Annotated in this window: 20 protein-coding genes; 9 read left to right on the forward strand and 11 right to left on the reverse strand. The window is 59.7% G+C overall.

Annotated elements, in window-relative coordinates; genetic code table 11:
• Positions 1-56 precede the first annotated feature (56 nt).
• The gene (locus AC3I65_RS15060) at positions 57-1,286 is read left to right on the forward strand and encodes an OprD family porin (RefSeq protein WP_076384193.1); all 1,230 of its coding nucleotides are present in this window, start codon (positions 57-59) and stop codon (positions 1,284-1,286) included.
• Between the two features lie 52 nt (positions 1,287-1,338).
• A complete protein-coding gene (locus AC3I65_RS15065) occupies positions 1,339-2,703 on the forward strand; it encodes an MFS transporter (protein ID WP_488523947.1) in 1,365 nt (454 codons plus the stop codon).
• A gap of 69 nt (positions 2,704-2,772) precedes the next feature.
• Here AC3I65_RS15065 and AC3I65_RS15070 read toward each other — a convergent pair whose 3' ends face one another.
• From AC3I65_RS15070 to AC3I65_RS15105, 8 genes are all read right to left on the reverse strand, one after another.
• A complete protein-coding gene (locus tag AC3I65_RS15070; RefSeq protein WP_288911392.1) occupies positions 2,773-4,014 on the reverse strand; it encodes a cation:proton antiporter in 1,242 nt (413 codons plus the stop codon).
• A 140-nt stretch (positions 4,015-4,154) separates the two neighbouring features.
• A complete protein-coding gene (locus tag AC3I65_RS15075; RefSeq protein WP_281460100.1) occupies positions 4,155-5,897 on the reverse strand; it encodes an OPT family oligopeptide transporter in 1,743 nt (580 codons plus the stop codon).
• Between the two features lie 193 nt (positions 5,898-6,090).
• Positions 6,091-6,786 (reverse strand): tRNA (adenine(22)-N(1))-methyltransferase, encoded by a 696-nt coding sequence (locus AC3I65_RS15080; protein WP_316913237.1) that lies wholly within the window; start codon positions 6,784-6,786, stop codon positions 6,091-6,093.
• A 227-nt stretch (positions 6,787-7,013) separates the two neighbouring features.
• On the reverse strand, positions 7,014-7,853 hold the full coding sequence (locus tag AC3I65_RS15085) for an alpha/beta hydrolase (RefSeq protein WP_047225568.1): 840 nt from the start codon (positions 7,851-7,853) through the stop codon (positions 7,014-7,016).
• An 11-nt stretch (positions 7,854-7,864) separates the two neighbouring features.
• Positions 7,865-10,246, reverse strand: a complete 2,382-nt coding sequence (locus AC3I65_RS15090) for a TonB-dependent siderophore receptor (protein WP_230682587.1) — start codon at positions 10,244-10,246, stop codon at positions 7,865-7,867.
• A gap of 64 nt (positions 10,247-10,310) precedes the next feature.
• Positions 10,311-11,237, reverse strand: coding sequence for a DUF4880 domain-containing protein (locus AC3I65_RS15095; RefSeq protein WP_230682586.1), 927 nt, complete (start codon positions 11,235-11,237; stop codon positions 10,311-10,313).
• A complete protein-coding gene (locus AC3I65_RS15100) occupies positions 11,234-11,752 on the reverse strand; it encodes a sigma-70 family RNA polymerase sigma factor (RefSeq protein WP_488523948.1) in 519 nt (172 codons plus the stop codon). Before AC3I65_RS15100 ends, AC3I65_RS15095 begins: the two co-directional genes overlap by 4 nt.
• A 622-nt stretch (positions 11,753-12,374) precedes the next feature.
• A complete protein-coding gene (locus AC3I65_RS15105) occupies positions 12,375-13,745 on the reverse strand; it encodes an aminotransferase-like domain-containing protein (protein WP_488523949.1) in 1,371 nt (456 codons plus the stop codon).
• Between the two features lie 137 nt (positions 13,746-13,882).
• On the opposite strand from AC3I65_RS15105, the gene AC3I65_RS15110 reads away from it, so the two are divergent.
• The 4 genes from AC3I65_RS15110 to AC3I65_RS15125 all read left to right on the forward strand — a co-directional run bounded on the left by AC3I65_RS15110 (position 13,883) and on the right by AC3I65_RS15125 (position 17,664).
• The gene (locus AC3I65_RS15110) at positions 13,883-15,181 is read left to right on the forward strand and encodes a hydroxymethylglutaryl-CoA reductase, degradative (protein ID WP_448693943.1); all 1,299 of its coding nucleotides are present in this window, start codon (positions 13,883-13,885) and stop codon (positions 15,179-15,181) included.
• A gap of 69 nt (positions 15,182-15,250) precedes the next feature.
• Positions 15,251-15,727, forward strand: a complete 477-nt coding sequence (locus AC3I65_RS15115) for a hypothetical protein (RefSeq protein ID WP_107322835.1) — start codon at positions 15,251-15,253, stop codon at positions 15,725-15,727.
• Positions 15,724-17,112, forward strand: coding sequence for a tripartite tricarboxylate transporter permease (locus AC3I65_RS15120; protein WP_080962847.1), 1,389 nt, complete (start codon positions 15,724-15,726; stop codon positions 17,110-17,112). Before AC3I65_RS15115 ends, AC3I65_RS15120 begins: the two co-directional genes overlap by 4 nt.
• A 51-nt stretch (positions 17,113-17,163) precedes the next feature.
• Positions 17,164-17,664, forward strand: a complete 501-nt coding sequence (locus AC3I65_RS15125; RefSeq protein ID WP_076384181.1) for a lipocalin-like domain-containing protein — start codon at positions 17,164-17,166, stop codon at positions 17,662-17,664.
• 103 nt (positions 17,665-17,767) lie between these two features.
• Here AC3I65_RS15125 and AC3I65_RS15130 read toward each other — a convergent pair whose 3' ends face one another.
• A complete protein-coding gene (locus AC3I65_RS15130) occupies positions 17,768-19,078 on the reverse strand; it encodes an OprD family porin (RefSeq protein ID WP_488523950.1) in 1,311 nt (436 codons plus the stop codon).
• 336 nt (positions 19,079-19,414) lie between these two features.
• Here AC3I65_RS15130 and mhpT point away from each other — a divergent pair, with 336 nt between their 5' ends.
• A complete protein-coding gene (mhpT, locus tag AC3I65_RS15135) occupies positions 19,415-20,632 on the forward strand; it encodes a 3-(3-hydroxy-phenyl)propionate transporter MhpT (RefSeq protein WP_488523951.1) in 1,218 nt (405 codons plus the stop codon).
• A gap of 156 nt (positions 20,633-20,788) precedes the next feature.
• Positions 20,789-20,980: a hypothetical protein gene (locus AC3I65_RS15140; RefSeq protein ID WP_047225559.1), complete on the forward strand. Its 192-nt coding sequence runs from the start codon at positions 20,789-20,791 to the stop codon at positions 20,978-20,980.
• Here the strand turns inward: AC3I65_RS15140 and AC3I65_RS15145 are convergent.
• The gene (locus tag AC3I65_RS15145; protein ID WP_419417127.1) at positions 20,977-21,933 is read right to left on the reverse strand and encodes a threonine dehydratase; all 957 of its coding nucleotides are present in this window, start codon (positions 21,931-21,933) and stop codon (positions 20,977-20,979) included. The two genes, AC3I65_RS15140 and AC3I65_RS15145, sit on opposite strands and share 4 nt — an antisense overlap.
• A gap of 97 nt (positions 21,934-22,030) precedes the next feature.
• Between AC3I65_RS15145 and AC3I65_RS15150 the strand changes: the two genes are divergently transcribed.
• On the forward strand, positions 22,031-22,834 hold the full coding sequence (locus AC3I65_RS15150) for a helix-turn-helix domain-containing protein (RefSeq protein WP_488524316.1): 804 nt from the start codon (positions 22,031-22,033) through the stop codon (positions 22,832-22,834).
• Here AC3I65_RS15150 and AC3I65_RS15155 read toward each other — a convergent pair.
• Positions 22,831-23,715: a universal stress protein gene (locus AC3I65_RS15155; RefSeq protein WP_160892096.1), complete on the reverse strand. Its 885-nt coding sequence runs from the start codon at positions 23,713-23,715 to the stop codon at positions 22,831-22,833. The genes AC3I65_RS15150 and AC3I65_RS15155 overlap by 4 nt on opposite strands.
• Positions 23,716-23,848 lie beyond the last annotated feature (133 nt).

Consider the following 23,848-nt stretch of genomic DNA (forward strand, 5'->3'; position numbering starts at 1 on the left):
GTCAGGCAAAACTCGCCCTGAATAATCGTATTCCCTCTCCTGAGAGCAATAAAAAAATGAACAGGAATCTAGCCATCTTCACCGCATTTGCCCTCTTCTGCCACGGCAGCTACGCCCAGGCAGACTTTCTCAAGGACAGCAGCGCGACGTTGACCACGCGCAATTTTTACCTCAATCGCGACTTTCGCCAGAGTGGCGCCCCCCAGGCCAAGGCCGAAGAATGGACCCAAGGTTTCTTCGCCGAACTTCAGTCTGGCTACACCGAAGGTACCGTTGGATTTGGTCTCGACGCCTTGGGTGAACTGGGGATCAAGCTCGACTCGGGCCGAGGTCGACGGGGCACCGCACTGTTGCCCTACGGGCCCGACAGCAACCAGCCTGTCGACGAGTACAGCGAACTGGGACTGACCGCCAAAATGCGTCTGTCCCAGACCCGGCTCAAGGTAGGAACCCTGATGCCGATTCACCCGCTGGCGTATTACAGCGACACCCGACTATTGCCCTCGACCTTCACCGGTGCCTACCTGACGTCGAGTGAAGTCGAGAACCTGACCGTCACCGCAGCGAGATTGACAGAGGCTAACGGTCGCGACTCCTCCAGTAATGACGACATCAGCTATGCCGGCCAGAGCAGCGATCATCTGGACCTGCTCGGCGGCGACTATACGCTGGGCAAGAACCTGACCCTGCGCTACCACCAGGGTGAACTGCAGGACATCTACCGCCAGCACTTTTCCGGAGTGATTCACGTCCTGCCACTGGGGGAAGGCATGAGCCTGCGCTCCGATTTGCGCTACGTCGACAGTAGCGACACAGGCGCGGCAAAAGCCGGGAAGATCGATAACCGCAACTTCAATGGCATGTTCACTTTGACCGTCGGGGCCCAGCGATTCGCCGCCGCGTTCCAGCACCTATCCGGAGACAGTGTGTTCCCCGTGATCGACACCGGTACGCCGTATGTGGCGAACCTCGTCACCTACAACTCCTTCACCAAAGCCAACGAAAAATCCTGGCAATTGCGTTACGAATATGACTTCGCCGCGCTTGGGATACCGGGCCTGACGTTCATGACCCGTTATGTGAAAGGCAGCGATATCCGCACCCGTACGGTCAACGACGGCAGTGAGTGGGAACGTGACACCGACCTGACATACGTCTTCCAGAGCGGTGCCCTGGAGGGCCTGAACCTGCGCTGGCGCAACGTCACGTACCGGTCGGGGGATGGTCTGACCCAGCAGCTCGATGAAAATCGCTTGATCGTCGGTTACACCTGGAAACTGTGGTGAGTCCGGCAAGCCGGAACACGCTCACTTGGATCTTACTGTGCGGAGAGCAATCATGATCCCGTCACGCGCAATTGACGTCGCCGCCTTGATTGAGGGGCGCAGACTGTCGAGTTTCAACTATCTGATCATCTGTGTGTCGGTGCTGATCACCTTCCTCGATGGCTTCGACTTGCTGATGCTCTCCCACACCGCCGCCTACATGGCCGAGGACATTGGCCTGGATAAGTTGCAACTGGGCAACATCTTTTCCATAGGTTTGTTCGGCATGATGTTGGGTGGATTCTTTTTCGGTTATCTGGGTGACCGGATCGGCCGTCGCCCGACCATCATCCTGTCCACCAGCGCCTTTGGCCTGATGACGTTGCTGTTCACCTTGGCCGATAGCTACGCCTCGCTGCTGATCTTGCGCTTTCTCAATGGCTTTGCCTTGGGCGCCATGTTGCCACTCTGTTGGGCGCTGAATATCGAGTTTGTGCCCAAGCGCTACCGTGCAACCGTGATCACAATCATCATGGTTGGCTTCAGCCTGGGTGGCGCGGTTGCCGGCCCTCTAACCGTGTGGATGGCTCCCCACTATGGCTGGGCCAGTGTGTTCGCGCTGGGCGGCATCGCAACGTTGCTTTCCAGTGTGCTGTTGTTTTTCACCCTGCCAGAATCGGTGCGATTTCTGGTGAGCAAGCAAAGACGCCCCGAAACCGTGGCGCGGATCCTCAGGCGCCTGGATCCGGACATCGATCTTCGCGCCGGGGACCGCTATTTTCTTGCCGATGAAATCGACATCGGTCACCGACCTTTCCGTGTCGGACAGTTGTTCATCGGCAAACTGAAATGGATCACTCCCATGATCTGGATTGGCTTTGGAGCAAGCTCCATGGCCATGTATTTTCTCGCGTCATGGAGCCCGCTGGTGTACCAGTACGCCGGTTTCGACCGGGCGACTGCATCATGGGTGAGCTCCTTCGCCTCGTTCAGCGGCGCCATGGCCGGGCTCGTATTGATGCGAGTGGTCGACACCCGGGGGCCCTACGCCGTGATGATCTATCCCCTGCTGTCATTACCTTTTCTGCTGGTCCTGGGCATTGGCGAACTGCAAGGAGACGCCTTTATTGCACTGAGCCTGATGGGCGCTATTTTCGTCAAAGGCAGCCACTACGGCATCACCAGCATCGCCGGGGTTTTCTACCCAAGTGCCATTCGCGGCAACGGCGCCGGATGGGCAGCGTCAATGGGTAAGATCGGCTCTGTATGCGGGCCGTTACTCGGGGCCTACGTGCTCAACAGCGGCATGCCCGTGGTGAAAAGCTTCGCAGTACTGGCTCTATGCCCTGCGGTACTTGGAGTGTGTGCCTATGTCGTGGCACGCATTGATCGGCGCTCAACCGTGAGCACCGAGCTTCTGACCACATCGCAGCCCTAGAAACATTCAATGCAGCAGCGACGCAGGATCATGCAAGTCAAGGAGTCACGTCCACGACTTGCATGAGCGCTATTCGCCCGAGCAAGGGATCACGCGCTTGACCAGCTTACCGATGGTCATACCCTGGATCAGAATCGAAAACACCACGACCAGGTAGGTCATGCCAACCACGACATCGCGAGCATCCCCCGGTGGCAACGACAACGCCAGGGCCACCGATATCCCGCCGCGCAGCCCACCCCACGTCAGCACGCTCCAGGAGCCTTCAGGTAACCGGAAACGCTGCCCCAGGACCGCTATCGGGACGCCTACCGTCAACAGACGCGAGAACAAGGTCAGCACGATCACCATCAAGCCCGTGACAATGAGCGGGCTGGTAAAGTGGATCAGAATCACTTCCAGACCGATCAGTACAAACAGGACCGCGTTGAGTATTTCGTCAATCAACTCCCAGAACATGTCCAGGTTTTTCTCGGTCTGCTCAGACATGGCATAAGAGCGTCCATGGTTACCGACGATCAACCCCATCACCACCATCGCCAGCGGGCCGGACACGTGCAAATGAGTGGCCAGGGCATATCCGCCGAGCACAGCGGCCAGGGTGATGAGCACCTCCTCCTGATAGCTGTCGATACTCTTGAGCATGCGGAACGTGACGTACCCAACAACCGCGCCCAAAAGCGCACCGCCGCCCGCCTCCTCCAGCAAGAGCCGCGAAACGCCGGTAACGGAGGGCGCGTCGCCACTGGCGATCATCGCCAGAATCAGTGAGAACAGCACAACGCTGACCCCATCGTTGAACAGCGACTCTCCGGAAATCACCAATTCCACGCTACTTGGAGCACCGGCGGATTTCAGAATGCCCATGACCGCAATCGGATCGGTGGGTGAAATCAGCGCACCGAACACCAGGCAGTAGGCAAGCGGCAACTCCAGGTCGGTAAAAGACAGCAGCCACCATAGCCCGAAGCCGATGAACAGCGTCGACACAGTCGTGCCAACCACAGCCAGGGACGCCACCTGCCATCGATAGGCGCGCAGTTGCGACAAGTCGACATGCAGGGCCCCCGCGAACAGCAGCAATGACAGCATGCCCTCCATCAGCAACTCGGAGAAGTCGATGGACTCCACCAGTGATTGCTCAAGCGTGTGCAGGGAGTGAAAGCCCAGCGCATCGGAGGCCATGTTCAATAACGATAAGCCCAAGGCAATACCCATCACGCCAATGGCCGGGGGTAGCCCTACGTAGCGCCGATTGAGGTAAGCGAGTACTGCTGTGATACAGAGGAATATTGCAATAATGTCTAGCATTGGGCAGAGACGTCCATTGGGGTTAACTACATTTCAGGTGCGACAAGCGTGGGGGCATGGCTGCATGCATATACCTTGCATACCGCGCTGCCTTTTGATTAATGGGTCTTGAAAGACCGGTCGCCCGTACTCCACTTCCCTCACCCATTTCCAACCATCTGCCACAGCGACGCCCCCACCCCGGTAATGCTCTCCCCGGCAATCAACCCCGCCGCCGCGGTGATGGCAAAGCGTTCTGTAAGGCTCGCCCAGCGGCAGCTCACTAGCCAGGTGAGTACCGCGCCGAAGGCCATCATCAGCGACACCGAGGCCGGCAAGACGAACGCCAGGCCCAAAGCCGCCGTGCTTGGCAAATAACGGGCCCGGTGGGTGGGCAGTACGCTGTCGAGAATCCCCAGCAACAAGCCGGCCACGGCGCCGATGATGACCGCCCAGCGAATGCTTGCTGACAGCGAGTCCAGCCCCAGGGTCAGGGTTTGCGCCACGGCTTTCCAGGTAGCGACCGCCGGGGCCGGCCACTCTTGGGTGAGCAGCATCGATTGTGGGTCCGGGATCAGGGCCAGGTAGGCCAATACCCCAACGATGCTTCCAACGAAAATCCCCAGGGTCTGGGCGATCAACTGCTTGTGGGGTGTGGCGCCAATCGCCCGGCCCACCTTGAAGTCGTTCATCAAGTCCGTGCATTGCCCAGCCGAACCGCCCGCGGTGTTGGCGCTCATCAAATTGATCGGCACCTGCCCCGGGGCGACGATGCCAAAACTCAGTTGGGACAATTGTCCGATGGCGCCGATGGGCGCAATGCCCGTGGCCCCCACCACCCGGGCGGCCACGGCGGCCAGGCAGATGGCCAAGGGAATGGTCAACAACGCCATCCAGGGGTTGATGCCAAACAACAGCGCTTGCAGGCTCACCACCAACACGATCGCCACCAGGAAACCGCTGGCAGGTCCGGTCTTGGGCACCACCCAAGTCGTTCCCCCGCCCGCCTTGGTGGACTTGTGCAATGCCCACAAGCGAATCGCCAAAGAGGTCAGGGTCGAGCAGACCATCAGACTCACGCCCGGCCACAGCAACCACTCCACCAGCGCCGCGAACTGCGGGCCACTGCTGTCCGGCGGCAGTTGCACCAAGCCTTGCTCCAGCAGCCACGGCGCCAATCCACCCCACGCCAACAAGGCGCCAAGCAGCAGGGTCAGGCCAACGCGAATCCCGATGATCCCGCCGAAACCCACCAACAACAGCGAAGGGTCCGCGGTAAACGTCAGGCGTTCCAACTGCGGGGTCGGCGACCAGCGCGGGAAAGCCCAGACGAAGGTATCGACCCACTTGACCAGCCCGGACAGCAGCGCAGCGCTGAGCAGCACCTTCAAGCGCTTCGCCGCTTCGTGGCCCTGGTTGTAGATGTGCAGAAGGGTCTCCAGGGTCGCCATGCCTTCGGGGAATTTCAGTGCTTTGTCATTGAGCAGCGAGGGTCGCAGGTACCAGGCGATCCAGATCCCCAGGAAGCTCACCGAGAACACCCAGGCGATCATCGGGATGACGTCCAACTGTTGACCGGTCAATAAGGTGTAGGCCGGGATGGGCGCAACCAGCCCACCGGAAATGATTGACGCTGCGGCCGAGGCCACGGTCTGGTTGATGTTGCTTTCGTGCAGCGTCCAGGGCAGTTGCGCGGCCGAACGCTTGGCCAGGCCTTGCCAGATGCCATAGCCGATCAGCAAGGCGATGATCGACATGTTGAACGACCAGCCAATCTTGAGGCCGGCGTACACATTGGAAGGCGTCAACAGGACACCGATCACGATTCCCGTACTGACCGCTCGCAGGCTCAGCTCACGTTCGACAGGGTAATCCAGGGCGATGGTTGGCGAGGTTGGGTGCATGCGAATTCCTTATCGGCAATGAGACAGCGCGATCACTCAACGCGGCGACTTAACAAGTGAGCGCTGCATGGGCGGAAGGTTCACATGACAGGGGCAAGCCCTTGCGAGCGCTTAACGCTCATATCGAAGTTTTCCGGGGGCGGTGACGAGGTCGACGAGGGATGATTGCTTCGTTATTTTCCGAGTACCGGACTCAGGCCAGCAGCTCGGTGATCCAGCGGGTTTGCAAAGCGATGTCCTGCACCTTCTGCTCGGGCACGGCTTGTCGCGCCCGGGCGAAGTGAGTCAGGGTCCGCTGTTTGAGGCGCAGCATGCGCTGCCACTTGGCCAGGAACGCCGGGCTGCGGGCGCGCATCTGCAATGGCCCGAAGTACAGCTCCTGCGCGGTGTACGTCACCGGGCCGGCGCGCTCGGCGACGATGATTTCGTAGTAGAAGCGGTTTTCCCGCAGCACTTCTTCGAAGCAGATGCGATAACCATTTTCCATCAGCCATTGACGCAGTGGCTGCTCGCCGCCGTTGGGCTGCAGGATCAGCCGTTCCTCACCGCTCAGGCGCGCCTTGCCGCCAGCGAGAATGTCGCGGATCGTCTCGCCGCCCATGCCGCACAGGCTGACTGCCGTGATCCCGTCTCCGGGCTCGATCGCCGCCAGGCCGTCGGCCAGGCGGACAATGACCTGCTGGGTAAAACCGTTCTCGCGCACGGTGCGTTCAGCCGAACGAAACGGCGTCAACGCCACCTCGCCAGCCACCGCCGCTGCGATCACACCACGGCGCATCAATGCCACCGGCAGGTAGCCGTGATCAGAGCCGATATCGGCCAGGCGCGCACCTGCGGGTATATGCGCGGCCACACGCTCCAGGCGCTGGGACAATGTCTGTTCGTTCAACGGCTGCTCCTGTTCATCATCCCTACCTGGATCAAGCCTGGGCCTTTACCGTCCCCTGCGACTCGGTCACTGGCGACAACGACAATGCAGTCATCAATACCTCGTGGCCGCTCAAAAATCATGTGCCCATGGTACATAGATGCCACACGTACTCAAAATCGTGAACGCGGATCAGGTAAGGGGGTCATCAAGATCCCTGACCCGACCCGATCTTGATTGGCTGCCGTTCAGAAGCGCCTGGTACTGAGCAACTCATCGAGCACCCGAGTGGGGACACGAAACGGCACCGACATGTGATCCTCGCCCGGTTCGATCTGGAAATCGCTACGCAACCCATACTGCGATAGCGCCTGCAGGCGTAACTGAAGAGCTCGGGCGTCCTGGATCTCCTGCACCATATCGCGCTCGCCCAACAGCAACGTCAGGCTGCTGTGGGTCAGGTCCACTTGCCCGGCGTGCGCACGCTTTGTGAAGGCGCGTTCGGGCGCCAACAGGTAACGGTCGAGCCACCACAGGCTCGGGCTCACCGCCACAACATGCTGAAAGAGCGCCGGACGGGTGAACAGCGCGTAGATGCCAAACATGCCACCGAAAGAATGCCCTACCAAACTGCGCTGATCCTGATCGACCTTGAAGCGCTCGTTCACCCTCGGCATCAGGCGCTGCTCGATGAAGTCGAGGAACAGATCCTGGCCACCTTGTGGCGGATTGTTGCGCTCCTGCGGGACGGGAGGCGACAAGTCGAAGGCGCGACGCACGAAATCCAGCGGCGTGTCGCTCGGGTAGCCAATGGCGACCAGAATCGAACCACGCAACCGATCCTGCGCGCGCTTGGCGGCATGGAAAGCCGGGAAATAGGCGTTGCCGTCAAGCAGGTAGATCACCGGGTAGCCGCCGGTGTGAGGCACGTCACCTTCAGGCAGGCTGATCATGATGCGGTAATCACGCCCTTGCGCGCTTTTCATCATCCACTGCTCGGTGCCATCCAGTGTCACCGGCTCTGCATGGGCGAAGGACAAGCCAATCAGCAGCATGGCGCCCAGATACTTGAACAAAATACCCATCATCGTCTCACTCCTCACCAGCGATAGCTCAGGCTGGTGACGACGCTGCGCGCCTCACCCCGGTAGCAGTAACCTTCCTGGCAGTTGATGTAGCGTTTGTCGGACAGGTTGCGACCATTCAAGGCCAGGCGTACGCCGTCCAGCCCGCCACCGAAGTCGTAGTGCACACCGGCATCGACCAAGGTGTAATCCTCGTTTCTCACCGTGTTTGCCGCGTCACCGTAGTTACTGCCGGTGTAGCGCGCGCCTACAGACATGCCCAGGCCCATGGGCAGGCGGTAATCCAGCCAGAACGTCGCCAGATGACGGGGCACGTTCATCGGTTCCTTGCCTTCATTGCCGTCGTTGCTGCGAGTGACTTCGGGATCGTTATAGCTGTAACTGGCCGTCATTTTCATGCGGTCGCTGAGGTCCGACACCGCCTCCAACTCCAGACCGCGCGAGACCTGCTCACCGGTCTGAATGCTGTTGAGGGGGTTCGACAGGTCACGGGTGCGGACATTGGTTTGTGTCAGGTGATAGAGGGAGGCCGTCAGCAAGGTACTGGAGCCCGGCGGCTGATACTTGAGGCCTACTTCGTACTGCTCGCCCTTGGTTGGTTTATAGGGCTCGCCACTGGCGTTCGTGCCACTCTCGGGCAGGAACGAGGTCGCGTAACTGGCATAGGGCGCCAGGCCATTGTCGAACAGGTAGAGTGCACCGACCTGCCCCGTGGTCGCCGAATCGCTGGTCCTGCTGTTGACGTCGCTCAGGTTGTTCGTTCGACGAACCTTGACCCAGTCACGGCGAAGCCCGGCGGACAAACGCCATTGATTCAATTCGATTTGATCCTGCACATACACGCCGCTGCGATGCTCCAGCCCGTTCTCGTCCGCCAGCGGCGTCGTGGGCCGATCGACGTGTTGGTGATAATCCGGCGCGTCGCGATCGATCGACGGCGCATCGCCCATGGCGTACAGCAGCGATGTATCGATCCAGGCATAGTCCATCCCGGTGACCAGGGTGTGCTGCAGATCCCCGGTGGCAAAGCGGCTCACCAGGCGCGTATCGGTGGACAGCGAGGACATGTCCTCGTAAACCCCGATCGCCGAGCGATTGAGGGTATGTCCATCGCCGGCGTCGCTGGGTTGAAGGTACTGATTGGTGGTGTCCACCTGACCGTAGCGCAGGTTTTGTTGAACGCTGAAGGTATCGTTGAAAGCGTGTTCAAACTCATAGCCCAGCGTCCACTGCCGTTGCTCGAGCTTGTCGAAGTACTCATCACCCTGCCAGAAATCGGTGAGGTGGTCGCCTTCCTGATACAGCATCGGCGACGCACCGGTCTCGCGCTCCTGATATTGGGCCAGCAGCGTCAGGTGGGTATCGGGGTCGATCTGCCAGCTCAGTGAAGGCGCCAGCAGACGGGTGTCGTTGTTTAACTGGTCGATATAGTTTTCTGCATCGCGGTACACGCCCACCGTGCGAAACAACACGTCTCCCGCCTCATCCAGACGACCGCCGACGTCGAACTGCGCCTGTTGGTGGTTGTAGTTGCCCGCCTGCACCTGTACTTCGTTTTTCGCCAGCAGACTCGGGCGCTTGCTCACCCGGTTGACCATGCCGCCAGGGCTGACCTGGCCGTACAGCACCGATGCCGGTCCCTTGAGCACCTCAATGCGCTCCAGGTTGTAGGCCTCGGTGGAGTATAACGACAACCATCCACTGCCCGGCTGGCGCAGCCCATCGAGAAAGTCAGCGCCGATGGTGGTTTCGAAACCACGGACACTGATCATGTCAAACCGCGGATCCAGCCCCGAACTGCCGACGCGCACCCCCGAGCTGTAGGCCACGGCGTCTTCGACGCGGTCGACCTTTCGGTCGGCAATCTGCTCAGCCGTCACCACGCTGACGCTCTGGGCGGTTTCCAGGATTGGCTTATCGGTTTTGCTGGCCGTGCTGGCATTGCTGGCGAAATAACCCTCCACCGGCGCAAAAGCATTTTGAACGGCGGATGCGTTGATGTTGGTGGGCTCAAGCTCATAGCGGGTGTCGGTCTTGCCTGGCAGCACCACGTAGCCGGACGAGGTCTTTTGCGCGACCAGGCCGCTGCCGGCCAGCAGCGTCGCCAGACCTTGTTCCAGTGAGCCGCCGCCGGGCAGACCTGGACTGCTCAAACCACGCACCGCTTCCGGGGAGTAAGACAAGGTGATACCGGCGCGCTCGGCAAAGATGCTCAGCGCCTGCTGCAACTGCCCGGCGGGTACACTCGGCGCCACCTGCTCAGCGCTGGATGATGCGGCCATGACCGGCAGGCTCGGCGTGCCGACGAGCAAGGTCAACGCCAGGCAGACAGCGCCTGGCAAGGTTCGGGTCGGGAACGGCGCGATGGCGCGCAGAGACAGTCTGGCAAGGAACATGACGGTATCCATTGAGGAAGTGATCACTCCTAACCGGACGAAGCGCAAAAGTCCGACAACTTATTTATGCCAGCGGCGTGATGCGCACCCACCAGCGGGTGCGCTCGACCACCTGTACGGGCAACAAGTGGCTTATGTTGCGCAGCATGAGCGCAGGTTCATCGAGGTGGAAAACCCCGGACAGGCGCAGGTCGGCCACGGCGCTGTCGCAGCCCAACCAGCCCTGGCGGTAACGTCCGGCCTCGGCCAGGAAGTCGACCAAGCGAATGTCGTTGACGATCAGCAGGCCACGGGCCCACGCGAAAGGGTCGAGCGGCCCGCGGCCCAACGCCGTCATCCGCGTCGCGGCAATGGCCATTGCATGACCGGCTTGCAAGTGCCGTTGCCCGAACGGTGTGGAAATCAACACTTCACCGCGCGCGACGTGGATTTCGCTATACCCGTCCCGCTCCCTGAGCACCGCCCTCGCCTGCCGCCCCTCACACTCAGCAAAACGGCAACGCACACGCCAGTCGGCGCCATCGACCAATACCTCACCCGCACGCAGCACCCATTCGTGGCCGCGCACGTCCACTGCACTCCCTGTATTGAGCATCAGCTCGGCACCAGCGCCCAGATCGAGCCGGCGACGCTCGCCAGTTGCCGTGGCAAAGTCGCTTCGCCAGGTGGGAGGCGCTGTCGTGGTCAGCAGCGTCGCACCGCCAACAGCCAACCCCAGGCCGAGCAACTTCAGGGTGCGACGGCGACTCAGATCGGCCTCGGCCTGGCGCAGCAGAGGAATGGTACGGGCGGCATCGGGCAATGGACTGGCCTTGAACAATCCGCCGACTTGCTGCAAGCGTTGCCAGGCCAGCTCATGGCGGGCGTCTTGGCGTCGCCAGTCGTTCAATTGCCTGCGCAGCTCAGCGCTGTTGGCATTGGCGCGCAATCGCATCTGCCATTCGATGGCCGTGCGGATGACACCCTCCGGCAAGGCCTCGGCGGCGCTCACTGCGGTGCCTCGAAGCACGCCTTGTAGCAATGCAACAGCGCGCTCGCCACATGCCGCTCCACGGTACGGCTGGACACATCAAGCTGCTGGGCCACTTGCACATGGCTCAGGTCACCGAGCTGATACAGCAGAAAGGCTTCTCGCACTGCCGGCTTGAGACCGTCGAGCAACTGCGCAATACGCTCCAGGCATTGCAACGCCTCATGCCGGACCTCAGGGGATGGATGACTCGCCTCGGGCATCTGCATCAGTGCGTCAAGGTACGCTCGCTCCAGCGCATCGCGCCGCCAGTGGTCGACCACCAGGCCACGGGCGATACGCACCAGCAATGCACGCGGAGCGCGCGCGCTGATGGGCTGGCCACGCACCAGCAAACGCAAAAACGTGTCCTGGACCAGATCCGCCGCTTGCTGCGAACACCCCAGCGAGCGCCGCAACCAACCCAGCAGCCAACCCCGATGGGTGCCGTACAAATTATCGAGGGAAACGATCGAATCCGTTTCATGGAGCGACATGGAACGCCTCAGGCAGACAAACACGAAAAACGCCATGACTGAACATGACGGACGCGCGCACCTTAAACGCGAATTGTTCCCATTACAATCTTTTCGAGTGAGCCGCTCTCCCGCTCACGCTCCTTTGCCACGCAGCATTTCCCATAGGGAATACCCACTGAAGCGGTAAAAAACGCCAACGAATTGGCGTCGAAAAATCCAAATCTGAATAAACCTGAACTAACGACATTTTTCCGACGATTGGCCCGTGCAAGCCATTGCTGGGGATTTGAATGCAGGCTCATCATCCGTCTGTCACAGCCAGCATTTTCAGGCCTGACGCAGATGTATTAATCGCATCGCTCTATAGGAGCATTCAGGATGATGACTGTTTATTTTGTGGTTATGGCTATCTGCAGCGGCGTGGAAGGTTGTGTAGAAGAGCGAAAGCCGGGGCCGACTTACGCGTCCAGGGCTGTGTGCATGGACTCAGCCAGGACGATGGCGCCGCGCAAAGGCGTGAAATTCAAATGTCGCAGTGAACGCCTATGGGTGCCTGTTGAGGCGCGCGGTGTGAATCGGCACGAAAGCGTGGTCTCGACCGGAACGCAAACCCAGCCTTAGCAGCATGAGTGGTGAGCCCTCAGCCACTCAACTCGGCTTTAAGCAACGGGTCATTCAGGTAGGCGACATTCAATCTGGTCCAGGGATTTATACGCGACTGCTCCGGTGAAAAAATATGGCCGGGAGCAATCATGAATCCCTTCGGCAGTAGTTGCCGGGTCAGTTCCCGGGCGTCGTCAATGTGGGCAAACCTGGCCCACAAATACAGACTCTGCTCTGGCCGAAAGAACACCTCGGCGCCGATCTCATCGAGCATCTGCAAACCTGCCGCAGTGGCACTCTTGAGTCGCTCCTGGAGGCGGATCTGATGTCGCAGAAAATGCCCCTCCGTCAGGATGACATCGATAGTTCGCTCACACAGCTCCGAGGTGCTGGTATGCAGGAGCATTTTCAGATCACCCAGTTCATCGATGACGTCCTTGCTCCCGGCGATAAACCCCACCCTCAATGCCGCGGAAACCGATTTGGAAAAACTGCCCACGTACAGTGAGCGGTTCAACTGATCCAACGCAGACACCTTGATGGCCGACGCGGGTTTGAAATCTGCCAAAGCGTCGTCGTCCACCAGAATGAAGTTGTGCTCATGGGCCAACTGAACCAGTCGATGAGCCTTGCCGGGGGAAATATCGGAGCCCGTCGGATTGTGCCCAACCGACTGGAGAAAGAACAGTTTCGGCTTGTGCAACAGAAGATGCTGCTCCAGCACTTGCAGGTCCGGCCCGTCCGGCAATCGGGGTACGGATAACATTCGCGCCCCTTGCAGTTGCAACTTGCCAAACAGCGGGTAATAACCCGGGTCTTCGACGAAAACGTAATCTGCGGGGGCAATGAAGCGGCGGATGATCAGGTCCAGTGCGTGATTGGCCCCATGGGTCGTGACGATTTGCCGAGCACTGGCGGTAATCGAATAGCTCGCCAGTTTTTGCATCAGGTGTTGACGAAGTGCAGCATTGCCCAGCCGGTTGCCGTAGCGAAAAAGCGTGGTCACCCCCATGCGCATGATCTGACGGGTGAACTTGTCCAATCGCAGATCCATCAGCCACTCTACGGGCGGAAAACCTTCCCCAAGCGGCGAGTGACCCGGCTCACGGACAAATTGCTGGCGCATGAGCCAGATGGTGTCCATCGCCCGGGTAAAGGGCAGTGGCTCTTCCGGTTCGCTGCTGCTCGGGGCGCCTCGTGTCACGAAGAACCCCTGCCCGTGACGCGCCTCGACCAGTCCTTGGGAGGCCAGCGATTCATAAGCGTTGATCACTGTGTTTTTCGAATGACCAAACAAGCGCATGCATTCGCGCAGGGACGGCAAACGGTCGCCCACTCGGTAGGTACCGTTGCCGATCTGCGTCACCAAGGAGGCCGTCAGCTCTTGGGCAAGCGTCAGTCGCGCCATTGTACGAAGTCCTGGATGAATTATTCGCATAGGGTACAGCTTAGGTACTGTCTGTCCAAACTGTACCTTTTTTGCCAGGACACATACGCATAGGGTGGCAGGCATTCGAAAACAATAACTGCAACTGGATTGCTACCATGAGTATCGACTCCCGCCTCCCGATGTTCCGCAGCCTGTCGCCCGCCGAACGCCTGAGCCACTTGCAACAACTGCTTGAGCTTGCAGAAGATGACGTTGCTCTGCTCCGCGACGCAGGCGCCCTGCCCCTGGAAATAGCCGACGGCATGATTGAGAACGTCATCGGAAAATTTGAGTTGCCCTACGCTGTGGCGAGCAACTTCCAGATCAATGGACGCGACGTCATCGTGCCGTTAGTCGTCGAGGAGCCTTCGGTGGTCGCCGCCGCCTCGTTCATGGCCAAACTGGCGCGCGAAGCCGGTGGTTTTCAGACCTCCAGCTCGCTGCCGCTGATGCGCGCGCAAGTGCAGATAGTGGAAATCGACGATCCCTTTAATGCCCGTTTGAGTCTGTTGCGCCGCAAGGACGAAATCATCGAACTGGCCAACCGCAAGGATCAACTGCTGAACCAGCTAGGTGGAGGTTGCTGCGACATCGAAGTGCATACCTTCGCCCAGAGCCCTCGCGGCCCCATGCTGGTCGCCCACCTTATCGTGGATGTACGCGATGCGATGGGAGCCAATACCGTGAACACGATGGCTGAAGCGGTGGCCCCGCTGATGGAGCAGATTACCGGCGGCAAGGTACGGCTGCGCATTCTGTCGAACCTCGCCGACCTGCGGCTTGCCCGGGCCCAGATCCGCATTGCACCTGAACATCTCACCACCAAGGCCTACAAGGGCGAGGACGTCATTGAAGGCATCCTCGATGCTTACAACTTTGCGGTCGTCGATCCCTATCGTGCAGCCACTCACAACAAGGGCATCATGAACGGCATCGACCCTTTGATCGTCGCCACCGGCAACGACTGGCGCGCGGTGGAAGCCGGGGCACACGCCTATGCCTGTCGCAACGGGCATTACGGTTCACTGACGACCTGGGAAAAAGATTGTAAGGGCCATCTGGTGGGAACGCTGGAAATGCCCATGCCCGTCGGCCTGGTCGGCGGCGCGACCAAGACTCACCCGCTGGCGCAACTGTCGTTACGCATCCTGAGAGTGAAGAGCGCCCAGGAACTTGCCGAGATAGCGGTAGCGGTCGGCCTCGCGCAAAACCTGGGCGCATTGCGGGCACTGTCTACCGAAGGGATACAACGCGGGCACATGGCTTTGCATGCACGCAACATTGCGCTTTCGGCGGGGGCCAGGGGCGATGAGGTCAATTGGCTGGTCGCGCAGATGGTCGAAGCCCGGGACGTGCGCTCGGACAAAGCCGCTGAGCTGCTTGAGCAAAAACGCGCGCAGGAGTCGGGCTCGTAGTCACGAACTCAACCACATCTCTTCACGTTCATAACAATAAAACCCCTCAGGGGAGGTGGGAGAATCCTTATGAAACCCGAACTGTTCGAAGTATGGGGCGACACGGTTGATGGTCGCCACCTGCTCTACTCCATAGGCATCGGTGCAGCCGTCAGCCTCGGCGCTTTTTTTATCGCCCAGCACTTGTTTGTCGGCTGGGTGGATTCCGTGCAAATGGCCCGCGCCTACGCGATGCTGGTAGGTATTGTCGGCTGCCTGGCAGGTGGCGCCATCAGTGCGCTGCTTTTCAAACCCAAGCGCAATGTCATCGAACATCTGGCTGATCCGGCCTGGCGCGCAAAAATCCTGATTGAGTTGCAGAACGAGTACGGCCCACTGGGCAGTCTGGCTGATCTGCCGCCGGCCACGATCGCGGAACTGCGGGAAATGGACCTTTATGAGCTGTTCGCCGATTACGAGAAAAGCCTTGTCGCTCCCGAGAAGAGCCCGGCTGCAACACCCACTGTTGGCGTCGGTGCAGTCAGTGGCAATGGAGGTCAATCATGATCGTTCCACTGATGGATCAGGTCCTGATGGCACTGGGCATGGGGATCCTGGGGGCGGTGATTTTTGCCGGGATCGGGCTGATCTCAGGGAGCGATGAAACCACTACCCTCGCCCCCTTGACCTTGCTGGTCGTCCTGCTGGGCGTACCTGCCCCCGGCGTGCTGACATTCTTTCTGGCCGGCGCCGTCGCCAAACATATGACCCACGCCGTACCGACGGCGCTACTGGGTATTCCTGGCGACACCATGGCGACGCCACTGATGCGCGAGGCCAACTTTCTGCGCAATCTGGGCGTACCCCACATTGCCCTGCGCAAGATGATTTCCGGGGCGGTCATTGCTGCGTTGATCGCGGTGCCAATGGCCGTATTGTTCGCGCTGATGCTCGCGCCGTTCGGTGACATGATCAAGCAGGCTGCGCCTTGGGTGTTTCTGCTTGCGGCGGTGGCGATCGCGTGGTTCTCCAAAGGCCGTCTGGCGGCCGTGCTGACGCTGATCCCGTTCGTCATGATCATTGTTGGCCTGCAAACCATGACCGCGCAGTTCGGCGTCAAGCTCAGTGTCAGTTACTTTCTGGGCATCGCGATTGGCCCGTTGATCGCCGCGCTGTTCTCGCTGCTCGCACCCGCCGAACGGGACACCATGCGACGCCAGCAAGTGCGCACGTTTTCCCTGTCGCCCGACGTAAAAAGCTGGGGTGGATTCTTTCCTAATCCGCTCAAGGTGCTGGACAGCAAGCAGAGCATGTGGACGGCCATTACCGCCGTGATCTCCAGCGCGACCTTTGTGTTCAGCCCGGTGGCCATGACCGTGATCATGGGCGAGCTCGTCGGTTCGAGGGTCAAGCATGTCTACCATCGCCTGACCACGGTCATCACCGCTCGAAACGGCGTTACGGAGTCAACCTACCTGGCCGAAGCATTGATCCCGCTGATCGCTTTCGGCCTGCCCCTGAGCCCTGTCGCAGCGGGCCCGGCAGCGCCACTGTTCAACGCCCCGCCGCGCTTTAGCGTCGACGCGACGACAGGCCAGGTGAACAACCTGCATTCATTGCTCAGCACCTGGGAATTTTTTGGCTACGGCGTGTTGGCGGTGGTCGTGGCCATCCTGATCGCTTACCCCTTCACCATGAATTACGCCCACAGAGCCGCCTCCTACGTGTCGCGCAAGATCAGTCACGAAGCCGTGATCTCGACCTTTGTCGGCCTGATCCTGGTGATCGGCATCTGGGAAGGCGGCCTGCTGGGGTTGCTGGTGATCGTCACCATCGGCCTGCTGGGCGGTTTCCTCTCACGCTTTTTGGGTTTCAACATCGGTGTGCAGTTCATGGGCTATTACACAGCCGTACTGTCTGTGCCTGCCCTGGTTGCCCTGATGAATGCGTGATGTTTTTAACTCTCTACAACAGTGTTCAGATAACCAACAACGGTGATTCCAATGACCCTGAAAATATCGCTACTGACGGTAGGTGCGATCATGGCCCTTTCGGTTTGCACGGCAGCGTTTTCCGCCATGAAAAGCCCGCTGGTCGGAACATGGAAAATGGTCAGCGCAACCATTGAGCGCCAGGGCACCAGATCGGATGCGTACGGCCCCAATCCACATGGATGGCTGGTGTTCACTGAAGAGTTGACGTTCGTCGAGGTGCTCACCGATCCGCGAGTGCCCGCGTTTCGATCCAACGCTCGGGGCGAAGGAACCGATGAGGAAAACCGGGCAGCGATGGCTGGGAGCATCGGTTTTTTCGGACGATATACCGTCGACCAGAACGGCGAGTTCACCGGCAATACCGTCGAAGGATCTACGTTCCCGAATTGGGTGGGTGCGACACGTACTCAAGATGACCTGCAACTGAAAGTCGACGGCAACCGGATGGTGGAAAACTTCCAGCGCCCCGATGGCACGAAGGTTCACATCATCTGGGAGCGGGTAAAGTAACTCTACGTCGCGAGCAGCCCTGCGGGGCCGACTCAGTTCATGAGTGGGCTGAGCACTGCTCAGCCCACGCTTACGCACTGCTGGTATCCACTCGCCCCACGGCTTACCAGATCGGCACGGTGTAGAGCACCAGGAAGCGGGTCTGGTTTTCATCACGAAATGCCGCGCCGCTCGGGAAGTCGTTGCGATAGATCGACTTGCGCGCCATCAACCCGACATTCTTCAGCGGACCGCTCTGGATCACATACCCCAACTCCATCTGGAACTCCCGCTCCTTGCGGTCGTCGGCATTGAGCGCCGCCAGCGCGATATTGTCACCGCGCACGTAACGCAGCCGGCTCTTCAGGCCGGGCACCCCGGCGGCGGCGAAGTCATAGTCGTAGATTGCCTGCCAGGTCCGTTCCTTGGCATTGAGAAAGTCCGAGCTCATGGTCAATTCACTCATACCCATCAACTCAGTGCCTGACACATAAGGCGTCGCTGTGTCGCCGCTGGCGTGCATGTAACCCAGGCTCAGGTGATGCCCGCCAAGGCGATAGCCGAACAGCGCCGACAGGTTGCGGTTGTCCACCTTGCCAGCCTTGGCACTGCCATCTTCGTCGCTGAAAAAACTGCGCAGATCAGTGGTCAGCGTGCCCTCGCCTACTTGCATGTTATGCAGCAAGGCCAGGGTGTTCTGCTGGTACAGGTCGGCCACTTCGGCGTGGTAGGCGCGCAGGCTGAGGTCTTTGTTTACCTGATAATCGCCACCGACATAAGCCATGTGCGATGAGGTGGCCGCACCGTTGAAACGCCCGTTCGGCGAAGCGATGCTCATCGACTGGTAGTTAGTGGAGTCACGCCTGTTGATGCGATCGATATAGCCGGTATTGAGCGTCAGTCCGTCAATGTCCTTGGAACTGAGCGTGGTGCCGCGAAAAGTCTGCGGCAGCAACCGCGACGGGCTGGCAAAGGCGAACGGCAGGAAAATCGACACATCGCCGGTCTTCACCGTGGTTTGGGCAAAGCGCATTTTGGCAGTCATGGCCAGGCGCGAATATTCATCCGCCGCGCGCTTGTCGCTGCTGGATACCGGCAGTAATTCGGTGCCGCTGCGGTCCGGTGACGAGTCCAGCTTGACCCCGATCAATGCACGGGCGTCCAGGCCGAAGCCGACAGCGCCCGGGGTAAAACCCGACTCCGCATTCATGATGAAACCCTGAGCCCACTCCCGGGCCGCGGTTTTCGCCCCCTCATCCTTGTAATCCCGGTCCAGGTAGAAATTGCGTAAGGTCAATGTGCCGCGGCTATCGTCGATGAAACCTTCCGACAGCGCTGGAGTGGTGACCGCACATAAGCCCAACAGGACGAAACCGCGTGCGCAAAGAGGTAAGTCTGAGGTCGTCGCAAGGACGCCCCGGGGTGAATTCGTCATGTCCTATGTCCACTTATTGTTGTTGTTTTTTTGAACGTGATCGCCAGCCATCCAGCCGCGATCTCGGGCCAGAGAGTGGGAAAAGCCGGAGGTGCCGTCAATCCACAATGGCCGATAATCGAACATTAATATTCGTATCTATTTCCAAGAAAACCTAAAAAACACATGACATCCCGTTGATTTGAATAGGTTTATGTCGATGCATTTGGACATTTTCCGTTAGCGTTCACTTTTTAGTTATCTTTGTTAATCTTAATTGCGGCTTTGCATTGCTGGATGCGAGCAAGCCTGCGTGCGCCCGTCAGCACACTCACAAAAACAATAAAGAGGTTTGCCATGGACACTCCATCACGTCGCACGACGCTGACTATTGCCCTGTGTTTTATCGTCGCTCTGATTGAAGGCTTTGACCTGCAAGCTGCCGGCACTGCCGCCGCAGGGTTGCGTCAGACCTTTGCCCTGGACCCGAAAATGATGGGTTGGGTGTTCAGTGCCGGCATCATCGGTTTGCTGCCGGGCGCCTTCTTCGGTGGCTGGATTGCCGATCGCATCGGTCGCAAGAAAATCCTCATCGCAGCGGTGCTGCTGTTTGGCGTGTTCTCGCTCAGCACCGCCTACGTCAGCTCTTTCTCCGGCCTGCTGCTGGTGCGTTTCATGACTGGCCTGGGCCTGGGCGCCGCCCTGCCCAACCTGATCGCCCTGTGTGCCGAAGCCGTGGGAGAGCAACGTCGCGGTACGGCCATCAGCATCATGTATGCCGGCGTGCCATTGGGTGGGGCACTGGCGGCGGTGGTTGCCATGCTGTTTCCCGAACATTGGCAGACGACCTTCATCATCGGCGGCCTTGCCCCATTGCTGGTGGTGCCACTGATGATGGTGCTGCTGCCTGAATCCAGCGCCTTTCGCCAACAACAAAACAGCGTCAACCCGACGCGCACTTCAACCGGCCAGGCATTGTTCGGCGAAGGCCGCGCCAGCGTTACCCTGGCGTTATGGTTGAGCTACTTCTTCACCCTGACCGTGATGTACATGTTGCTCAACTGGCTGCCCTCGTTACTGCTGGAACAAGGTTTCAGCAAACCCCAGGCAGGCCTGGTACAGATGCTCTTCAATATCGGCGGCGCCCTCGGCTCCCTGCTCGGCGGAGTGTTGCTGGATCGCTGCAACGGCATCAAGGTGGTGCTGTTTGTGTACACCGGCTTGCTGGCAGCGCTGGGCGGGGTTGGCCTGTCCGTGGGCATCATCCCCATGGCCATCGCCGGTTTTGCCGCGGGGTTGTTTGTGATGGCTGCGCAACTGGTGCTTTACGCCTTGGCCCCGCCTTCCTACCCAACTTCAGTGCGCGCCACCGGCGTCGGCGCAGCGGTAGCGATCGGTCGTTTGGGCTCGGTGGCCGGGCCTTTGGCGGCCGGGCAGATTCTGGCGGCCGGAGCCGGCACCACCGGTGTCCTGCTGGCCACCTCGCCCGGTTTGGTGATTGCAGCCTTGACGATCATCAGCGTCATTGCCCGCTCGACTTCGTTGAACGTGTCGATGAATAAGGCCAAGGCCTGAGGCCATCCGAACGGCGTAGGTAAACAGGTGCTGTTGTGGGGGCTCAAGGTGAAGCTGTTTGAAAGGCGTCAATTCCTGACTTTATCGTCTGCAATAATCTCGAACTCATTCCATACCCCTGCCTCTAATGTGTAGATCAACAGAGGTAACGCGATTATGAACAGCGATAACGGCATCGAATCAGAAGCAACCTCGAGTACCCCGCCGACCGATACGTCTGGCAAACCGGTCGATAAGAATCTTGAGGACAGCGCTACGCCCCCCTCAACTCAAACCAAGGAGCAGGAAGCAGAGGAGCTCAGTCGAAAAATCGCGGAGATCGAGCGCAAGGTGGCTGACGGTCACTAACCGATTACGCCCGCATACACCGATCGATCGACATTGCCACCCGACAGAATCACCCCCACTGTCTCCCCCGCCCGAGCTTCACGTTCCTGAATAAGCGCCGCCAAGGCGGCGGCCCCGGCTCCTTCGGCGAGGTTATGGGTGTCGGTGTAATAGACGCGCATGGCCTCGGCAATTTCCTGTTCGCTGACCGCTACGATCCGTGCGGCCCCGGCTGCGTAGAGGGCAAAAGCTGCGGGGATCGGTTTGCGCACGGCCAGGCCATCGGCGAAGGTATTTGCCGAAGCGGTTTCCTGTATTTCGCCCGCCTCAAAAGATAACTTTGCCGCCGCGGCTTCACGGGACACCACGCCCACCACCTGGGTCTTCAGGCCCAGTGCGTCGCGGGCGGCGATCACGCCACAAATGCCCGATCCGCAGCCAATCGGCACGTAGACGGTATCGAGATGCGGCGCGGCAGTGAACAGTTCCAGGGCGTAAGTGGCCACGCCTTTGACCAGTTCCGTGTGAAACGGTGGCACCAGGAACAGGTCATGCGCTTGCGCCAAACGGGCGGCCTCTTCACGGGCCTCATCAAAATCCCGCCCACACTCAATGACTTCGCCGCCAAAGCCGCGCATGGCATTGTTCTTTTCCACCGAGTTGCCCTGCGGCACGACAATCAACGCCTTCAAACCCAGCGCGCTCGCCGCCAGCGCCAGGCTCTGGCCATGATTGCCGCGGGTGGCGGTGACGATGCCCTTCGCACCGGGATGTTCACGTTTGAGCCAATGCATGAAGGTGATGCCGCCGCGTATCTTGAAAGCGCCGGTGGGAGTGTGGTTCTCGTGCTTGACCCACACCGTGCAGCCCAGCCGCTGAGCCAGCAAGGGCCAGGCATACTGGGCGGTGGCGGGCATCACCTGGTACACATGGCGAGCCGCCTGTTCAATATCGTCACGAGTCAGTCGGTACATGAAGCTATCTCCCTGAGTGGTTAGCCAGTCTAGGCATCGCCGCCGTGGGTCGGCTTTCAAAAAACCGACCTGACTTTTGCGCCGCTTCTTCACTACTATGGCGCTCATGAACCATCAAAACCGCCTACAGCCATCGCCCTTGTCTGAACCGGTCCGCCGTGTCGAGACCGGGTCCTGGGCGATCGAATTGTTGCCCAGCGCCGCTTACTCGACCCGCTATGTGGCGGCCCAGGCCTCCATCGGGTTTGCCTTCGACAGCCAGCGCGGCCTGCACGCCTTGGGCAGCGACCGGGTGCATCCTTTCGAGGCCATGCCCAACGGCCTGGCATTCGTTCCCGCCGGTTGCGACGTGTTCTCTGAGTCGCTCATGGGCGGTGAATACCTGCGCGTAACGCGGACCGGCGGTGTCCCCCTGATCGGGGATCAGCCATTCAACAATCGCATCGATCAGCAGGCCATTGACCTCGCGCTGCGAATGCGCGGCGCACTGTTACGTGCCTGCGTGGAAGATGACTGGGAAACCTGGGCATTGGCGCTGGCACAACGGGCAACCGGTGATAGCGCGTTGTCGACACCGGACCAAGGCGCTATCACCCCCCGGCGCATGCGCCTGCTTGATGAGTTTATCGAGGCAAATCTTGAAGGGCCGCTGGGCGTGTCAGCGATGGCAGGTTTGCTGGGGTTGTCCGAAGGATATTTCATGCGGGCCTTCAAGCTCGCCACGGGCAAAAGCCCGCACAGCTACCTGATCGACCGGCGTCTGGCCAAGGCCCGGGCACTGATGCGTGATTCCACCGCCAGGCTGTCGGAAATCGCCCTCGCCTGCGGGTTCAATTCCCAGGCGCACATGGCAACCACGTTCAAGCAACGGCTCGGGGTGAGCCCGATGCAGTTGCGCTAGACCGCCAAAACACTGCAAGGCACCTGATACAAGATATGCTCGGTGGTGCTGCCAAGCAGTTTCTCTCCGCCTGGATCCTGGACTCTGCCCATCACGATGACGTCCATGTGATGTGTGTTGGCAAACTCACTCAGCGCCGCAACCGGGTGTCCCAGAACGAAATGCCTGCGGCCGGGCGGAACGTTGTATCGACTGGCCAGTTTCAGAAACGATTGTTCCAACGCTTTGCGCTGCCATCGGGTCAGCTCCGACAGCGTTAAGCCTGTGTCTGACGCCTGGTAGTCTTGGGATATGTCGTAGGCATACAGCAAGTGCAGTTCAGCATCACACTGTTCGGCGAGACTGCAGGCCTGGCGAATAACGCGATCATTGAGTTCATTTTGTCCAGGCTCGGCCAGCGACGCCTCTACCGCCGCCACGACCTTGCGCGGCAAGGCAGGTCGAACCCCGCCCACCAGATACACCGGTACCGGTGAGTAACGCAGCAGGTGCCAGTCCAACGGGGTGAAAAAAGCACGCTTGAGCACCGACTCATGTTGGATTTCCTTGATCAACAGGTCAGGCTGCAATTCGCTGAAGTGGTCCAGGATGTCCTTTTCCATGTCATCAGCCCACGCCAGCTCGGTGGTCACATCGACCCCTCTGGCATGTAGCTTTTTCGCCTGTTCCCCCAACCAGTCGCGGTGGTCCTGCAGGTAACGCTCGCGTGTCTTTTCACGGTCACCCTCTTCAAGCAGCGACAACAGGTTCAAGGCAGGAATCAACGCCGCTATATGCAAGCGTGCAGCGCTGGCCTTGGCAAGCGCTGCGGCATGGTCGATCACCGGAGAATGGCGCAGGGCCAGGTGGGTGATGAGTAACAGCTGTTGATACCGGCCCATGATCTGCCTCCAGACAGGTGAAACTCAACCTCTGCCACTGCCAGCTACACATTCAGCCGTGACATCTGCGCCGGATCGGGCACCAGCGTCATTTCAGACTGCGCCGTCGGAAGGTGCCTGACGTTGATAAATA

Source organism: Pseudomonas sp. N-1-13 (assembly GCF_057787095.1).